15 protein-coding genes are annotated in these 15,282 nt (G+C 65.6%); 8 read left to right on the forward strand and 7 right to left on the reverse strand.

What is annotated here, in order from left to right:
* Window positions 1-144: 144 nt before the first annotated feature.
* Together EDE08_RS15655 and EDE08_RS15660 are read right to left on the reverse strand one after the other, a co-directional pair.
* Window positions 145-783, reverse strand: a complete 639-nt coding sequence (locus EDE08_RS15655) for a Vgb family protein (protein ID WP_131869694.1) — start codon at window positions 781-783, stop codon at window positions 145-147.
* A gap of 29 nt (window positions 784-812) precedes the next feature.
* Window positions 813-2,033, reverse strand: a complete 1,221-nt coding sequence (locus tag EDE08_RS15660; RefSeq protein ID WP_131869695.1) for a helix-turn-helix domain-containing protein — start codon at window positions 2,031-2,033, stop codon at window positions 813-815.
* Between the two features lie 147 nt (window positions 2,034-2,180).
* Between EDE08_RS15660 and EDE08_RS15665 the strand changes: the two genes are divergently transcribed.
* Both EDE08_RS15665 and EDE08_RS15670 read left to right on the forward strand, forming a co-directional pair.
* Window positions 2,181-2,975, forward strand: a complete 795-nt coding sequence (locus EDE08_RS15665) for a DUF899 domain-containing protein (RefSeq protein WP_131869696.1) — start codon at window positions 2,181-2,183, stop codon at window positions 2,973-2,975.
* Window positions 2,972-3,250: a hypothetical protein gene (locus EDE08_RS15670; protein ID WP_131869697.1), complete on the forward strand. Its 279-nt coding sequence runs from the start codon at window positions 2,972-2,974 to the stop codon at window positions 3,248-3,250. The genes EDE08_RS15665 and EDE08_RS15670 overlap by 4 nt, the downstream gene beginning before the upstream one ends.
* A 203-nt stretch (window positions 3,251-3,453) precedes the next feature.
* Here the strand turns inward: EDE08_RS15670 and EDE08_RS15675 are convergent, their stop codons facing one another.
* Window positions 3,454-3,879 carry a c-type cytochrome gene (locus EDE08_RS15675; protein WP_131869698.1) on the reverse strand — a complete coding sequence of 142 codons (426 nt, stop codon included), beginning with the start codon at window positions 3,877-3,879 and terminating at the stop codon, window positions 3,454-3,456.
* Between the two features lie 97 nt (window positions 3,880-3,976).
* Entirely contained in the window at window positions 3,977-4,702 is a 726-nt protein-coding gene (locus tag EDE08_RS15680; protein WP_131869699.1) for a L,D-transpeptidase, read from the reverse strand.
* Window positions 4,703-4,975: 273 nt separating this feature from the next.
* On the opposite strand from EDE08_RS15680, the gene EDE08_RS15685 reads away from it, so the two are divergent.
* The 3 genes from EDE08_RS15685 to EDE08_RS15695 all read left to right on the forward strand — a co-directional run bounded on the left by EDE08_RS15685 (window position 4,976) and on the right by EDE08_RS15695 (window position 7,587).
* Window positions 4,976-6,028, forward strand: coding sequence for a glycosyltransferase family 4 protein (locus EDE08_RS15685; RefSeq protein WP_131869700.1), 1,053 nt, complete (start codon window positions 4,976-4,978; stop codon window positions 6,026-6,028).
* A gap of 33 nt (window positions 6,029-6,061) precedes the next feature.
* Window positions 6,062-6,751, forward strand: coding sequence for a class I SAM-dependent methyltransferase (locus tag EDE08_RS15690; RefSeq protein WP_061877542.1), 690 nt, complete (start codon window positions 6,062-6,064; stop codon window positions 6,749-6,751).
* Between the two features lie 176 nt (window positions 6,752-6,927).
* Window positions 6,928-7,587 carry a hypothetical protein gene (locus tag EDE08_RS15695; protein ID WP_061877543.1) on the forward strand — a complete coding sequence of 220 codons (660 nt, stop codon included), beginning with the start codon at window positions 6,928-6,930 and terminating at the stop codon, window positions 7,585-7,587.
* 306 nt (window positions 7,588-7,893) lie between these two features.
* Here EDE08_RS15695 and EDE08_RS15700 read toward each other — a convergent pair whose 3' ends face one another.
* Window positions 7,894-9,558, reverse strand: a complete 1,665-nt coding sequence (locus EDE08_RS15700; RefSeq protein ID WP_131869701.1) for an aminotransferase class III-fold pyridoxal phosphate-dependent enzyme — start codon at window positions 9,556-9,558, stop codon at window positions 7,894-7,896.
* Window positions 9,559-9,593: 35 nt separating this feature from the next.
* Here EDE08_RS15700 and asd point away from each other — a divergent pair, with 35 nt between their 5' ends.
* A complete protein-coding gene (gene asd, locus EDE08_RS15705) occupies window positions 9,594-10,457 on the forward strand; it encodes an archaetidylserine decarboxylase (RefSeq protein ID WP_131869702.1) in 864 nt (287 codons plus the stop codon).
* 66 nt (window positions 10,458-10,523) lie between these two features.
* Window positions 10,524-11,090, forward strand: a complete 567-nt coding sequence (locus EDE08_RS15710) for an NUDIX hydrolase (protein WP_131869703.1) — start codon at window positions 10,524-10,526, stop codon at window positions 11,088-11,090.
* Window positions 11,091-11,195: 105 nt separating this feature from the next.
* Here the strand turns inward: EDE08_RS15710 and EDE08_RS15715 are convergent, their stop codons facing one another.
* Both EDE08_RS15715 and EDE08_RS15720 read right to left on the reverse strand, forming a co-directional pair.
* Window positions 11,196-12,578: a FecR domain-containing protein gene (locus EDE08_RS15715; RefSeq protein ID WP_165935974.1), complete on the reverse strand. Its 1,383-nt coding sequence runs from the start codon at window positions 12,576-12,578 to the stop codon at window positions 11,196-11,198.
* Between the two features lie 322 nt (window positions 12,579-12,900).
* Window positions 12,901-13,644: a DUF2147 domain-containing protein gene (locus EDE08_RS15720; protein ID WP_131869705.1), complete on the reverse strand. Its 744-nt coding sequence runs from the start codon at window positions 13,642-13,644 to the stop codon at window positions 12,901-12,903.
* 608 nt (window positions 13,645-14,252) lie between these two features.
* Between EDE08_RS15720 and EDE08_RS15725 the strand changes: the two genes are divergently transcribed.
* Window positions 14,253-15,155, forward strand: a complete 903-nt coding sequence (locus EDE08_RS15725) for a hypothetical protein (protein WP_131869706.1) — start codon at window positions 14,253-14,255, stop codon at window positions 15,153-15,155.
* Window positions 15,156-15,282: the final 127 nt, after the last annotated feature.

Here is a 15,282-nt window from a genome sequence, read left to right on the forward strand (position 1 = left end):
ACGGAAGCGAACGCGCCGTTACCAAGCGTTCAAGCATTGCGGGCTAAAGCGCGATGCGATCGGGATGAATCGGCATCGCGCTCCAGGTTGTCGTTTAAGCATGATCTTCTCGGAAAACCGCCGCGCACTTTTCCGGATCATGCTTTAGCCGCGCCGAGGACGGCGGATCGCCCTCACATTGCCGCGATCTCCGCCGCCGCAGAAGAAGCGGTCGCCGCCGTCGGATTCCAACCCCGACACCACCGTTCCGGCGGGCAGGTCGAGCTGCTCCAGCACCTTGCCCGTATCAGGGTCAATTCGCCGCACATCGCTCTCCTCGCCTTCCCAGGTGCCATGCCAGAGTTCGCCGTCGACCCAGGTCACCCCGGTCACGAAGCGCTTGCTCTCGATGGTGCGGAGGACCTTTCCCGTTTCGGGATCGACCTGATGGATCTTGCGCTCGCGATATTGTCCGACCCAGAGCGAGCCCTCGGCCCAGGCAAGGCCGGAATCGCCGCCGCCGCCGGGTGCCGGAATGGTGCTGAGCACCTCGCCCGAGGCGGCATCAATTTTCTGGATGCGATCCTCGGCGATCTGGAACAGGTGCCGGCCGTCGAACGCCGTTCCCGCATGCGCGGCGACGTCGATGGAGCGCGCGATCTTGCCGCTGGCCGGATCGACAGCGTTCAACTTGTCGCCGGATGCGAACCAGACATGCTTGCCGTCGTAGCTGACGCCATGCACGGCTTCCACGCCTGGAAAGGGCCCATATTCGGTGACGATCTCGGCGGTTGAACGTTTCATGTGCTCGCTCCCTGATGCTTGCACGCATCCTACGTCTTCAGGAGCGGAGTGGGGAGTAACAAGCCTGTCGGGAAACCCGGAACAGGCGGCGTCATCCAGCGGCGTGCCCGTCCGTGTCCGAAGCACTGCACCTTGTGCGACCGCGCCAGCTCGTCGAGCGCCCGCTGCACGGTGCGCGGACTGATCCCAAGCGCAAGGGCGAGCGCCGAGCTCGACCATGGCTCGCCGTCGGCGAGAAAGGCCAGCACGGCCGCGTGCTTCTCCTCGAGGGGCCGCGCCAGCACGAGGACGTCGCGCGTCTTCCGCGGCGTCAGCACAAAGCCCGGCTTCGTCGCGCTGATTTCGGCCAGTGGCTTCAGCTTGGTGCGGAGCCGTCCGATCTCGACGCGCAATCGCGCGCGGTGCGATTCATCGGCATGCCTTGCGTGAAAGGCGCCTGATATCAACGCCTCTCGCGAGACATCGGCGGGCCATGCCTGCGCCAGCAGGCGCGCGAGCGCGAACAGCACGGGGCGCGTTCCGAGCGACACCGCGATGCCTTGCCTGCGCACGACATGATGGAAGGTGTCCACGACGAGCGCCGTCGAGGTCGCCAGTCGTTCGATCTCTCCGAGCAGCAACGGATGTTCGCTGCCGCGCGCGATCAGGCGCGCCGCCGGCGTGTCGAGCATGAGGCTCACGCTGTCGACCTCTGCCAGGAGCGCCGGGATTTTGGCCAGCCGCGCTGCGTGAGCCGCGCGGCTGAGGGCCGTGCGCGCGTCTTTCGTTCTGAGCCGCCTGATGGCGATGCCGGCGACCACGAGCTCGCGGACGACTTGGGAGGCGGGCGGGAGCGGCGCGGGACGGACTTCAGCCAGCGTGCGCTCGGCCTCGTCGAGGCGCCCGACCAGTAGGAAACGGCGCGCCTCGATATGGCCCGCATGGGCGGCATTGGCGAGATCGCCATGGTTCTCGAGCGTCGCGCGTGCCGCCGCGAGGGTCTTCACCGGCCAGCTCAGATCGCGCGAGACCAGCGCGATCTCGGCTTCGGCCACCACGCATCTTGCGCGTGCCACCGCCTCGCGCGGACCGAAGGTGCGCGCGGCGCTTCGCAGCAGCGTCTTGGCCTTGGCGAGATCGCCGAGCTGCGCCATCGCGATGCCGCGTAGCGCGAGCGACGGCGCATCGTTGCGCAACGCAACGCGGTTCAGCGCGCCGAGCGGATCGCCGGCTTCGAGCGCGCGCGCCGCGGCGGTGATCAGCGACTCCATGTCAATCCCGCCACACTTGTTACTCCCACCGCGCAGCTGTCCGGTGCCAGAAATCGCTGACGGCCGACGATGTGCGGCGAGGGACGATCGGTTCCGCGACCGTCAAGGTGCGGCGGAGCTTCGCCCAGGCAAGGGAATTGGAGGACCATGATGAGTTCAGCAGACAACGCAGCGACGCACGGAAAGACCGCCATGCAGACACCGCCGGTGGTGTCGCCGCAGGACTGGGAGGCAGCCCGTCAGCAACTGCTCGTGAAGGAAAAGGCGCATACCCGTGCCCGCGATGCCCTGGCCGCCGAGCGGCGCCGGATGCCGTGGATGGCTGTCGACAAAACCTATGCGTTCGAGGGGCCCGGCGGCAAGCTCAGTCTGCTCGACCTGTTCCAGGGCCGGCGGCAGCTGATCGTCTATCGCGCGTTCTTCGAGCCCGGCGTGTTCGGCTGGCCCGAACATGCCTGCCGCGGCTGCTCCATGGTGGCCGACCAGGTCGCCCATGTCGCGCACCTCAACGCCCGCGACACCACGCTGGTGTTCGCCTCGCGCGCGCCGCAGGCCGACATCGCTCGGCTGAAGAAGCGGATGGGTTGGACCATGCCCTGGGTTACCATCACCGACAGCTTCGATGCCGATTTCGGCGTCGGCGAGTGGCACGGAACGAACGTGTTCTATCGCGACGGCAGCCGCATCTTTCGCACCTATTTCGTCAAGAGCCGGGGTGACGAGCAGATGGGCGGCACCTGGAACTATCTCGACATCACCCCGCTCGGCCGCCAGGAGGTGTGGGAGGACTCGCCGGAGGGCTATCCGCAGACGCCGACCTACAAATGGTGGAACTGGCACGACAGCTACACCGAATGCGCCGAGCCCGACAAGAAATGGGTCGAGATCTCGGACGCCGGCGAGAAGGCCTTTCGCGAGGAGGCCGCGGGGGAACGGAAATGACCGCTCCGCTCAGCGCGGCTCCCGGCGCCGGCCACGACGGCGCCGGGACCGCGGGTCACCTCGCCCGATGGCTCGCTCTGGCGGCCACGCCGACCTTCGCGATCATGGCCGTGCTGACGGTCATGCTCGACAATGGCTCGGCAGATATCCTGTGCGCAGCCGGGCACGATTCCGTGCTCGGCGGGATGATACCGATGTATCTCTTGATGAGCGCGTTTCATGCATCGGCGTGGCTGAGATTGATCGCAGAATGGCGGCGTGCAGTCAGCCGGTAAGTGCGCCGCCGACGTGAACGCCTCGTCCTTCGAGACGACCGCTTCGCGATCTCCTCGGGATGAGGCTAATCGACATCGCCGCCGCGGCTACAGAGCTGCCCCGCACTCAGTCCTCATCCTGAGGGACCGCCGAAGGCGGGTGTCTCGAAGGATGGCCACGGGCACCAGCGCCAAACGAGAACGGCCCGGCATTGTCGGGCCTGTTACTGCGAAGCTCCCTGCAGATACGCAAACACCTTGCTCGCTTCCTCTGCCGAGACGCCGCCATAGGGCTGCATCTTGTGGCCGGAGACGACCTCGTCCGGCTTGACCATGAAGCGGGTGAGCTTGTCCTGGTCCCAGGCGAAGCCCGCTTCCTTCATCGACGAGGAGTAGTTGTAGTTCGGCAGCGAGCCGGCCTTGCGTCCGACGATCTTGTTGAGGTTGGGACCGAGCCGATTGTCGCCCTCCTTCATGGAGTGGCAGGTGCGGCAGGAGTTGTTGAAGGCCTGCTGGCCTTTATCGTCACTCGCGGGTTGCTGCGCGAGTGAGAAGGGCGCGGACAACAGCAGCGTCAGTGCCCCGGCGCCGATCGCGTGCACCCACGCTTTTGACGAAGGTTGCAGGCGTGGTTGCATTTGCGCCTCCATCGGGGATCGCGCCGCAACAGGCGCGTCGGGATGTCGAGGGCAAACAAAGACGGCCCCGGCGGGTTCCGGGGCCGCTTGCGTCACAATGTCCGGTCGTTCAGCGCGTTGCCGTGCCGAGCTCGGCCCTGCGCTCGGTCATCGGCAGCACGATCACCTTGGTGCCGACGTTCACGCGGGAATAGAGGTGGGTGACGTCCTCGTTGGTCATGCGGATGCAGCCCGAGGAGACACGCTTGCCGATGGTTTCGGGCGCGTTGGTGCCGTGGATCCGGTAAATGGTGCCGCCGAGATACATCGCACGGGCGCCGAGCGGATTGCCGGGGCCGCCGGCCATGTGGCGCGGCAGATAGGGCTGGCGGGCGATCATTTCCGGCGGCGGAGTCCAAGCCGGCCACTCCGCCTTGCGGCTCACCGACTGGATGCCGGACCAGGTGAAGCCATCGCGGCCGACGCCGATGCCGTAGCGCAACGCCTGGCCGTTGCCGAGCACGTAATAGAGATAGGTGTTGGGCGTATCGATGATGATCGTGCCCGGCGCTTCTCGCGTCGCGTAAGCAACGGTCTGGCGGCGGAAGCGGGCCGGCAGCTCGACCGCGTCCTGTTCCTCGGAGGGCTCGGTCTGGTAGGTCGGCGCCTGATAGGGCTGATACGGCTGATAGGGCTGCAGCGGCTGCGGCGCGGTCATCGGCGGCAGCGGCTGGAAGAACGGGAAGATCTGCACCGGCGCGGCCTCGGCTGCGCTAGCGAACGCGATTGCGGAGACCGCGACGGCACTGAGTGCAGCCGCGCGCGAAAACGTCTTGAACATATCCAGATTGAACATTGGTCGCCCCTGTTTGCTCGGTGTTTCTGATCACCGCGGCACCATTTCGGTGCTCCGTTGCCTCAAGTCCTAACGGCGAAACGTTTCGGGACATTTGCGCGGAAAACCGAAAACGGTTTCGTCGCGGAAAGGATTGTTTCATGACGGTTTCGTGGCTCCGTGCGCCCGTTAACGAACAAAACAGCACGCCGACACTTCTGTGACGTCACACGCCTGAAATATCCTTCGTTGATGGTCGATGCCTGAGAATCATCAAACTCTCGGGATTTCCCCATGCGGGTATTAATCGCGACTGACGCCTGGCATCCGCAGGTCAACGGCGTGGTCCGGACGCTGACTTCGCTGGCGAATGCGGCCAGGGCCCTCGACGTCGAGATCGACTTCCTCACCCCGGACGGCTTTCCGTCCTGGCCGCTGCCGACCTATCCGGGCCTGCGCTTTGCGCTGCCTTCGGCGAAGGAGATCGCACGGCGGATCGAGCGGGCGGCGCCGGACGCGCTGCACATCGCGACCGAGGGCCCGATCGGCTGGGCGGCGCGCGCCTATTGCCGCCGCAACCGGCTTGCCTTCACCACCTCCTACACGACGCGCTTTCCGGAATATGTCGCGGTGCGGACCGGTATCCCGGCCGCAATCGGCTATGCCGTGCTGCGCCACTTCCACGATGCCGCCGCCATGACGATGGTGGCGACGCCCTCGCTGCGGCAGGAGCTGTCCGAGCGCGGCTTCAAGCGGCTCGGCTTCTGGACGCGCGGCGTCGACACCGAACTGTTCCATCCCGATAGTCCGGCCGAGCTCGACCTGCCGCGCCCGATCTTCATGACGATGGGCCGCGTGGCGGTGGAGAAGAATCTCGAAGCGTTCCTCTCGCTCGACCTGCCCGGCACCAAGGTCGTCGTCGGCGACGGCCCGCAGAAGGCGGCGCTCGAAAAGAAGTACCCGGACGCGGTCTTTCTCGGCGAGAAGAAGGGCGCGGATCTGACCGCGCATCTCGCCGCTGCCGACGTCTTCGTGTTTCCGAGCCTGACCGACACGTTCGGCGTGGTGCAGCTGGAGGCGCTCGCCTGCGGCACGCCGGTCGCGGCGTTTCCGGTCACGGGACCGAAGGACGTCATTGCCGATCACCCGATCGGCGCGATCGACCACGACCTGCGCACCGCGTGCCTGCGCGCGCTCACGATGTCGCGCGAGACCTGCCGCAATTTCGCGCTGGAGCGCTCCTGGGAGAACAGCGCGCGCCAGTTCGTCGGCAATCTCACCTCTCTTCAGCCCAGCCGCGCCTTGCGTGCCTCGCCGATCATGGCGCGGCGGCCGGTGCGCAGCTGATCGTCAATTCGAACAACAGCGAGAACCACATCGATGGCTAAGATCATGAACCTTGACGGCACGCAGCAGCTCGACCTCACCCGTGGCACGGTCGAGCAGGCCTATGACCGCTGGGCGCCGGTCTACGACCTCGTGTTCGGCGGCGTGTTCGCCAAGGGGCGGCAGGCCGCGATCGCGGCCACCAACAAGATCGGCGGCCGCGTGCTGGAGGTCGGGGTCGGTACCGGCATCTCGCTGCCGCTCTATGCCCCCAATGTTCGCATCTTCGGCACCGACATTTCGGAAGCGATGCTGGACAAGGCCCGCCGCCGGGTGAAGGAGCAGAAGCTGAAGAACGTCGAGGGCCTCGCGGTGATGGACGCCGAGAAGCTCGAATTCCCCGACAATTCGTTCGACGTGGTGATGGCTCAATATGTCGTCACCGCCGTGCCGAACCCGGAGAAGGCGCTCGACGAATTCGCCCGCGTGCTGCGCCCCGGCGGCGAGCTGATCATCCTCACCCGCGTCAGCGCCGACACCGGCATGCGCCGCTTCATCGAGCAGAAGCTGCAGCCGGTGGTGCGCCCGCTCGGCTTCCGCACGGCCGAATTCGCCTGGTCGCGCTATGCCAAGTGGCTCTCCGGTGCGAACGGTATCGAGCTCGCCGAGCGCCGCCTGATCCCGCCGCTCGGTCATTTCTCGCTGGTGCGCTTCCGCAAGGTCGACGTCGCCAAGGCGGCTTGAGTTCCTCGGCCTTCATCCTTCGAGACGCGCGCAAGAGCGCGCTCCTCAGGATGAGGGGAGAGAGTAACCCGTGCGTCACCGCGCCGCTGCGCATCGTCACATGACAAAATGATGATGTCACACGGCCTACATCGAATCCCTGTAATCCCGTACCCGAAAGCATTTTGGGGGAGAGCATGATCAAGAACTATCTCGAGCAGCTGCGGATCCAGCGCTGGGACGACCATCGCTACTATCACCACAGCCGCATCAACCAGAGCCTGCACTTCGTCAGCGCGCTGAGCTTCCTGTTCGCCTATGTCTGGCTGTTCATCGATCCCGTCGTGTCCGCGCTGGTCGGATGGCTGGTGTCGATGACCTCGCGCCAGGCCGGTCACTTCTTCTTCGAGCCGCATACTTACGATCACGTCAACCAGGCGACGCACGAATACAAGGAAGAGATCAAGGTCGGTTACAACCTGCAGCGCAAGGTGGTGCTGATGGCGATCTGGGCGCTTTCGCCGCTGGTGCTGGTCGTCGATCCCACCCTGTTCGGCATCTTCACGCCCTGGCAGAGCGCGACTGACTTCATGCGGCAGGTGGCGAAGATCTGGCTCGTGGTCGGCGGCGGCGGCCTGTTGTTCCGCACCGTGCACCTGTTCTTCATCCGCGACGTCGAGACCGGCCTCGTCTGGATGACCAAGATCCTGACCGATCCGTTCCACGACCTGATGCTCTATCACAAAGCGCCGCTGGCGCTGATGCGCGGCGAGCTGATGGATCCCGGCCTGCACCTCAATCCCGAGCACACGCTGGGCTTCATCGATGAGCCCGTGCTCGAAGAGCAGCACGCCTGAAGCGCGCTGCGCACGCGACACGCTCCGATGTCTGATGGCTACGTCATGCCCGGCCTCGTGCCGGGCATCCACGTCTTGGGGGTTGCGAACGCGATGCTTCCTTCACCTCTCTCCGCGTGCGGGGAGAGGTCGAATTTGCGCGGAGCGCAAATTCGGGTGAGGGGGGCTCTCCGCGGGGGTGCTGCTGGCGGGGTGTCCACTAACTCTAACCGCATGCGCGGAGAGTCCCCCTCACCCCGACCCTCTCCCCGCAAGCGGGGCGAGGGGGAATTGGCAGCGGCGTTCGGGGATGTGTGTGACGAAGCCTCAGCGCCCGAAGCGCTTGGCCAGCATCTCTTTCAGTATCTGCCGCTTGATCTGCTTGTTGGTGAGCGCGCCGTCGTGCCACCAGAAGCCGTCCGCCTTCATCTTCTGCGCGGCGCGGACGAAGCGTTCGGCGACCTCGGTGAAGTCGGCGTCGGTGTAGTTGAGGCTGAAGATCAGCCGGCCGGTGCCGACCCAGCTCAGCGCCAGGCCCTCGGCACGCAGGTAGTATTGCAGCATCCAGTTGTAGCGGGACGGCGTGGTGTATTTCACCGTCCAGATCGAGGAGAAGTTGGCGAACCGCACCGGCAGGTCGGCGCTCTCCATCATCCGGTTGAGCTTTTGAACGCGGCCGTTCCAGATTTCCTCGAGGCCGTCATAGACCGCGCGGAAGTTCGGGCTGGCGAGCCGGCTCAGGAACTCGTCCATCGCCGTCATGACGTAGGGGTGGGAGTTGAAAGTGCCGCGGGCGAAGCAGATGTCGGCGGGACGATCGTCGCGGAAGCGGCGCATCAATTCCTTCTTGCCGCAGACCACGCCGACCGGCAGGCCGCCGGCGAGGCTCTTGCCGTAGGTCACCATGTCGGCGCGCACACCGAAATATTCCTGGGCGCCGCCGGCGGCGAGACGGAAGCCGACGAAGACCTCGTCGAAGATCAGGACGATGCTGCGTTCGGTGCAGACCTCGCGCAGCTTCTTCAGCCACTCCGTGTAGGCGGCCCGATCGAAATTGCCGCCGCGGGAGGAATCGACCAGCGAGGAATCGCCGGGCGCGTTGGCGTTCGGATGCAGGCCCTGCAGCGGATTGACCAGCACGCAGGCGATGTCCTTGCGCGTCTTCAGCACGTGCAGCGTCTTCTCGGACATCTCGGCGAGGGTGTAGGTCTCGTGCGCGGGGATGGGATTGCCGACGCCGGGCTGCACGTCGCCCCACCAGCCGTGATAGGCGCCGGCGAAACGGACGAGATGGGTACGCCTGGTGTGGTAGCGCGCCAGCCGCACCGCCTGCATCACGGCTTCGGTGCCGGACATGTGGAACGAGACTTCGTCGAGGCCCGAGATCCGGCAGAGCCGGGTCACGTTGTCGAGGATCACGGGGTGGTAGGGGCCGAGCACCGGTCCGAGCGCATGCGCCCGCTTCTCGGCGCCCTCGATGCATTCCTTGTAGAAGTCGTTGCCGAAGATGTTGACGCCGTACGAGCCGGTGAGATCGTAAGAGGTGTTGCCGTCGACGTCGGTGACCGTGGCGCCGCGCGAGGACTCCATGAAGGTCGAGGTGCCCAGGTGCTCGCGGACGAGACGCGAGAACTGGAACGGCACGCGGTAGCTCTCGGTGAAGTTCAGGTCGGAGATCTTCTCCGCCGCCTCCTTCGTCATCGCGCGGCCCTTCGGGTAGCGCTCGGCGTAGAGGCGGGCGAGGCGGAAGAAGCCGTCCTTGCGTTGCGCGGCGATGTTCGCGGGCGCACCGTCGCAGGAGAAATAGTCGTTCTCTCCGTACTCGTAGAACGGCAGCAGCCGCGCTACCCGGCGCGACATCTTGGAGTGCCCGGCGAGCGACCGGTGCTTGGCGCGGGAGAGTTCGATGCGCGCCTTGAGCTTCGGGAAGGCGGCGGCAGCGGACGCTGCGGCGGCCACGGACATCGAGAGAATCGGGAGTGTCGTTTCCATGACAACAAGCGCTAACCCTGCGAGCTGACAGATTCATGACAGTCAAAGCCCTCATCGCCTCTTTCACCCAGCAGGAAGACCTCAACTTCCTGTTGACCAACCGCATCCCCCGCGCGGCCCTGACCCGCTTCATGGGCTGGTTCTCCAAGGTCGAGAATCCGCTCGTCCGCGACTTCTCGATCGCGCTGTGGAAGCTGTTCTCGGACCTCGATCTGTCGGAGGCGCGCAAGACCCATTTCAAGAGCCTGCACGACTGCTTCACCCGGGAGCTGAAGCCGGGCTTGCGGCCGTTTGATCCGGATCCGGCGGTGGTGGCGAGCCCCTCTGATGGAATCGTCGGCGCCCACGGCAAGATCGCCGACACCGAGCTGTTCCAGGTCAAGGGTGCGCCCTATTCGCTGCTCGACCTGCTCGGCGATTCCGCGCTGGTCGACCAGCACCGCAACGGCTCCTTCGTCACGCTGCGGCTGACGTCGAGCATGTATCACCGCTTCCACGCGCCCTATGACGCCCATATCGAACGTGTCACGCTGATCCACGGCGACGTCTGGAACGTCAACCCGATCGCGCTCAAGCGCGTCGAGCGTCTGTTCTGCAAGAACGAGCGCGCGGTGATCCGCACCCACCTCTCCACCGGCGAAGCGGTGACACTGGTGCCAGTTGCGGCGATCCTGGTCGCGAGCATCCGGTTGCACTTCCTCGACATGGTGCTGAACGCGCAGACGAAGGGGCCGGTCAATTTCCCCTGTGACGTCAACGTGGCCAAGGGCGAGGAGCTCGGCTGGTTCGAGCACGGCTCGACCATCATCATCCTGGCGCCTGGCGATTTCAACTTCTGCGACGGCATCGGCGAGGGCTCGCGCATTCGCGCGGGTCAAGCGCTCTTGAGGAAAAAGTAGCCTTCAATCTGCCGTCGCCGCTGGCTATATCGTCTATCGGGAACGACGATTTCGGATGTGTGAGCGATGGCGCGGGCGCCGGTCATGGCCGCGGGTGGTATTGTGCTGCGGCGTGGCTCGGCGCCGCTGATCGCGGTCGTGCGCCAGCGCAAGCGCAACGAATGGGTCCTCCCCAAGGGCAAGCTCGACGACGGCGAGACGCCGAAGGAGGCCGCGCACCGCGAGGTGCTGGAGGAGACCGGTCACGACGTCGCCGTGCACGAATTTCTGGGCACCCTCGTTTATCAGTCCGGTGGGCGCTCCAAGGTCGTGCATTTCTGGCGGATGGAAGCTGACGGCGGACCGGTCCGCAAGCTGATGAACGACATCAAGGCGGTCGACTGGCTGACGCTGGACGATGCGATTGCCCGCCTGTCGCGCGAATATGAACGCGCGTTTCTCAACCAGGTCGGTCCGATCGCGCTCGAGGCGGCAGGGCTGGCAGCGTCGCTGCCGCCGCCCGAGCCGGCGGAAGCGGCCGATGACATCGATGCCGCCTTGCAGACGCTGACGCCGGCCGAGGCGGCCTCTGTCGATGAGCTGCGCCACGGTTTGCTGCAGAAGGTGAAGGCGTGGCTGCGCGGCGAGGCGTGAGCGCTCGCTACGCCGTCAAATCGGCCTGCAATTTGGTGCACTCGCAATGACGAGGAGAAGCAGCGGATTTCGCTCGACGCCGAGCCTCACGCTGAGGCGACGCTGTCACCGCCGCTCTCTCCTGTCCCTCGGGGCTGGCGCCAGCCTGCGCGGCGCTGCGGGGCGTTGTGCGCCGGGGAGGCGCCGCTGGAAGCCACCTTGTCGCTGCATGCCGCCTGGTTGTTGGGCCGCAGGCGGTTGAGTTGGCTGGCCAGGCTGCAATCCCGTGCGCGGTGCTTGCGGCTGTGTCTGCTGTTCGCCACCAGGCTGCATGCTTCGTCCGATGCCTGGAGCAACGGGCCGACCCGTGCCTTGTCGCTGGCCTTCACGTTGAGGCGCTCGTCCCCGCTCGCCTTGTCGCTGATGCCCCTGGCCGGCGCGCGGCGCGCCTGGCTGCATGGCGCCGCCTTGTCCTTGCTGCCGCGGCGGCTGGGCGCCTTGGCGGCCTGGTGTGCCCTTCTGCTGACCTGGGCGGGTATCCTGACCAGGCTGTCCGTTCCGGCGCTGTGGTTGTTGTCCGGGTGCCGTCGTCGGCCGCAATTGCCGCTGCTGCGGCTGGACCGGCCGCGGAATGCGGCTGAACGCGCCCGGATTGGCGCGGCGGAAGTCGCGCTGCTCGGTGACGATCTGCCGGCCCGTGGTTTGTGCCAGATGCACCTGGCTGACGAAGCCGCGGTCGCGCGCGATCTGCTGCGCGGGAATCGTGATCGGTACCGCGGCAAAGCGCATGACGCCGCCGGCGCCGCGTGCGTCGGGCCGGATCGCAAAGCCGCTGGACGCCTGTGTCAGCGCGCCGAGCCGCGTGCCGCTGCCGCGGTCGTCGACGTCGATGTGACCGACCCGGCCGTCGGCGTCGGGATAGAGCTTGATGTTGACGTTGCTGGCCCTGCTCGCCGCCGCGCCTTCCGGCACCTCGACGACGCCGGTGGTGCCGCGGATGCCGAGCGTTGCCGTCGGCGTGGTGATCTTCATGTCGCCGGTCTTCGCCACCGCTGCCGCCACGAAGGCAACCGTGCCCTTGCCGACGTCGAAGATCGCCGAATTCTGCCTGCCGCCGTCCTCGTAGACGTAGTTGTCAATCGTGATTTTGGCGCTGGCCGAGAGATTGAACGTGGTGGCGTCGTTGAAGGTGATGCCGAGCGAGGAGTTCGACGAGGTCTGCACCACGTCGTTGAGATAGATGTCGTCGCGCACGCGCAGCGGATAGGAGTTCTTGTCGCGGATCACGGTCGCGATCCCCGTCACCGTCGCGACGTTGCCGATCGGCTCGACGGCGGCGGGCTGCGCGTCTGCAGCGGGTGCCGGTGAGGCCGACGGCGTCGGGGAGGGGCCGGGTATCGGCTGTGCCTGTGCAAGCTCCACGGTATCGGACGCACAAGCTACGCTGCTGCCTGCCGGCGGCAAGGCCATCAGAGCAAGCGCGAATGCGAAGCGGCGCCATACCACCAATGAAGTCACAAGGAGGTCCCGGTGAAGAACGCGAGGCGAGAGCCGCGGATTTCAGCCGGGCGCAGCTGAATGGTGGATGAATAGGTGCCGCACGGGAGAGGCGAACAACAGAGGGCGCTCTATCCCCTCATGGTGAGGAGCGCGCCCTTGCGCGCGTCTCGAACCATGCAGGCCGGGATCTGGGCCTCGCCCTTCGAGACGCCTGCTGCGCAGGCTCCTCAGGGTGAGGGGACAGAGTGAAGCCGTCGCGCGAGATCCTCAGGTGCTCAATTGCGCACCATGGTGCGATGCTTCGCATCGCCCCGGGATGACGGCGGTAATATCAGCTCACGCGCTTCCAGGTCTGGCCGCCGCAGAACATGCCGCCGAAGGCGCAGCCCTGCACGCGCATCGCATTCGGACCCTTCATCGAGATCGTGGAATCGTAGTTGCGGCCGGAGTCGGGATCGTGGATGCGGCCGCTCCACTTCGAGCCGTCGGGCCTCATGTTGATCAGGATGCGCGCATTGGTCTTCTCGGCGTAACCGCAGAGATTGGCGCCGCACGGCTCGACGCGGACATTGCCCTTGTTCTCTTCGGTCGCCCACAGGCCGATCGGCGTGACCGGAGCAGGAGCAGGGGTAGCGGCAACCGGCGCAGGCGCCGGCGTTGTGACGGCCGGTGCGGGTGCCGTAACGGGAGCGGGTGCTGCGACCGGCGCCGGTGCCGGCGCAGCCCGCGCTGTGACCGTGGGCGCGGCGGGCGCGGTCGGCTGGACCTCTGTCGGCGGTGCCGGCTGCTGAGCGGTCGGCGCCGGCGCCCCCTGCGCCGTCGTCGTCGCGCCGGACGTCGCGTCATCATCATCGTCCTCGGAGCCGAAACCATTGAGATCGAGATTGTTCAGCGTGATCGGCTTCTTGGACAGGCCTGGCGCGACGATCGTGACGCAGTTCAGCGAGCTGCAATTCTTCGGCGCCTGGATCTGGATCTTCTGTCCTTCGATCTGGAAGGTGATCACGTTGCCGGCATGCGCCACGGCGGTGGATGCGAGCAACAGCGCGGTGGCGGCGAAATAGAGCTTCTTCATGAGACCTCCAAAGATGCAGCCTTGAGCGGGTATGGTCTATGTCGCCAGGCCAGCGAGCGTGGTTCGACCCTAGGCCGCAAGCCTCGCTCCCTCTGTGACTGAAGTCACGGCCACCGGCCCGCGCAGCGCGAAGTGTCGGGCGGCTCGCGGTCGGAACAGCGCCTCGCTGCATGCTTGGTCTTGCGGAGAAAGCCATCCAGACCGGCAAGCGCCGTGACCCGGAGCAACAACAACTCGTTATCGGGAGCAATGAATCCGTGCCACGCGTTCTTGGGAATGAACTTGGGAATGAATATCGTTGCGGCTTTCTCAATTGGGCAACTGACATCCATCATTCGCGTCAGAATGTGTCGACGCTGTCCGCTTCTCGCCCATTTGCAACCGCATCGACTTCTGGACTCCCTGTAGCCCTTCGATTAAGTTGATTGCTCCGGCTTGAATTGATCGCTCTGCCTTCCTGCGCAGCCAGCCGTCACTGACGCGCTCCTCCTCCGTCCACGACGAACAAGGGGTCACGCATGGTGAAAGACGTTCCCGAGCTGGAGCACCGCTCGCCGCGTGAAGTCGAGCGGGAGCCAAAGAGGCCGCTCGAGACGCAGAGCGTCCCCATGATTCGAGAACTCAAGGATCATCCGAGCGCCAAGGCGTTTCCGGCGAACGACAGGCTCCAGGTCGCCGCTCCGGATACGGTCGTGGCCGACAGGGTGTTGCGGTCGGGGACGACCGGGCACAACGGGTTCAGGAATTTCGTGTTTGCATACGCGAGAGGGTTGCCGGCGCGCGTATGCGCCGTGGTGCCGGACGGCACGACCGAGTTCACCCGCGCGCTCATCTTCTTCCATCCGCTGCCCACACCACGGGCCGGATACGACGACGGACAGTACGCGGACCAGACCGGCGGCTGGCACAACATCTACCGTTACTGCGAGCAGCAGGGCGCCCAGCTCGCCGCGTCGAACAAGAAGATCGTGCTCATCATGCCGATCTTCAGCCTCGCGTCGACGGAAACGTGCGGCGTGTTTCCCGACAAGTGGAAAGATTTGATCGAGTTGATCCTGAGGCATATCCGCGACCAGCGTTTTCCGGGACGGAAAGGCGAGGATATGGACCTCAAGGAGGTGATCACGGCGAGCTACAGCGCCGGCGTCCAGTACATGAGCACGTTCCTGAACCGAGCCAAGGACCTCAAGCCCGCTCTGAAAGAGGTGTGGGACTATGACGGCCGCTTCTCGACGAGCAGGGAGAAGAGTGAGGGACTGCGGTCTTTCGCCCCGAAAGTGTTGACCTACGACCAGCGGCCGGTGAAGCTGAACCAGGTCGTGCAGGAATTCCGCCTCAACAAGGGGATCCACATTCCGCTGCCGCGGTGGCAGGACCTCGGCAAGTCGTCGAGCTTCCTCGACGTTGCCGACCCCAACGTCGCAGCGGTTCCGGGTGCATCGCTGTTCGTCCACGGCGCCATGCCGCGATACCTGATGTTTCACTCGCTGATGCAGAGCTCGGTTGGATAGCACGCGGCTCAGGCCGGCATTCACACCGCTTTAGAGCCTCGGCGGCCTGATGGCAGGCTGTGATGCGGTCGGTGAACGCCTCTAGATCATGCCGAGGACGATAGCGCCGACGAAGGCCATGGCGAGG

Origin of the sequence: Bradyrhizobium sp. R2.2-H (assembly GCF_004346455.1) — a bacterium.
Classification (GTDB): domain Bacteria; phylum Pseudomonadota; class Alphaproteobacteria; order Rhizobiales; family Xanthobacteraceae; genus Bradyrhizobium; species Bradyrhizobium diversitatis.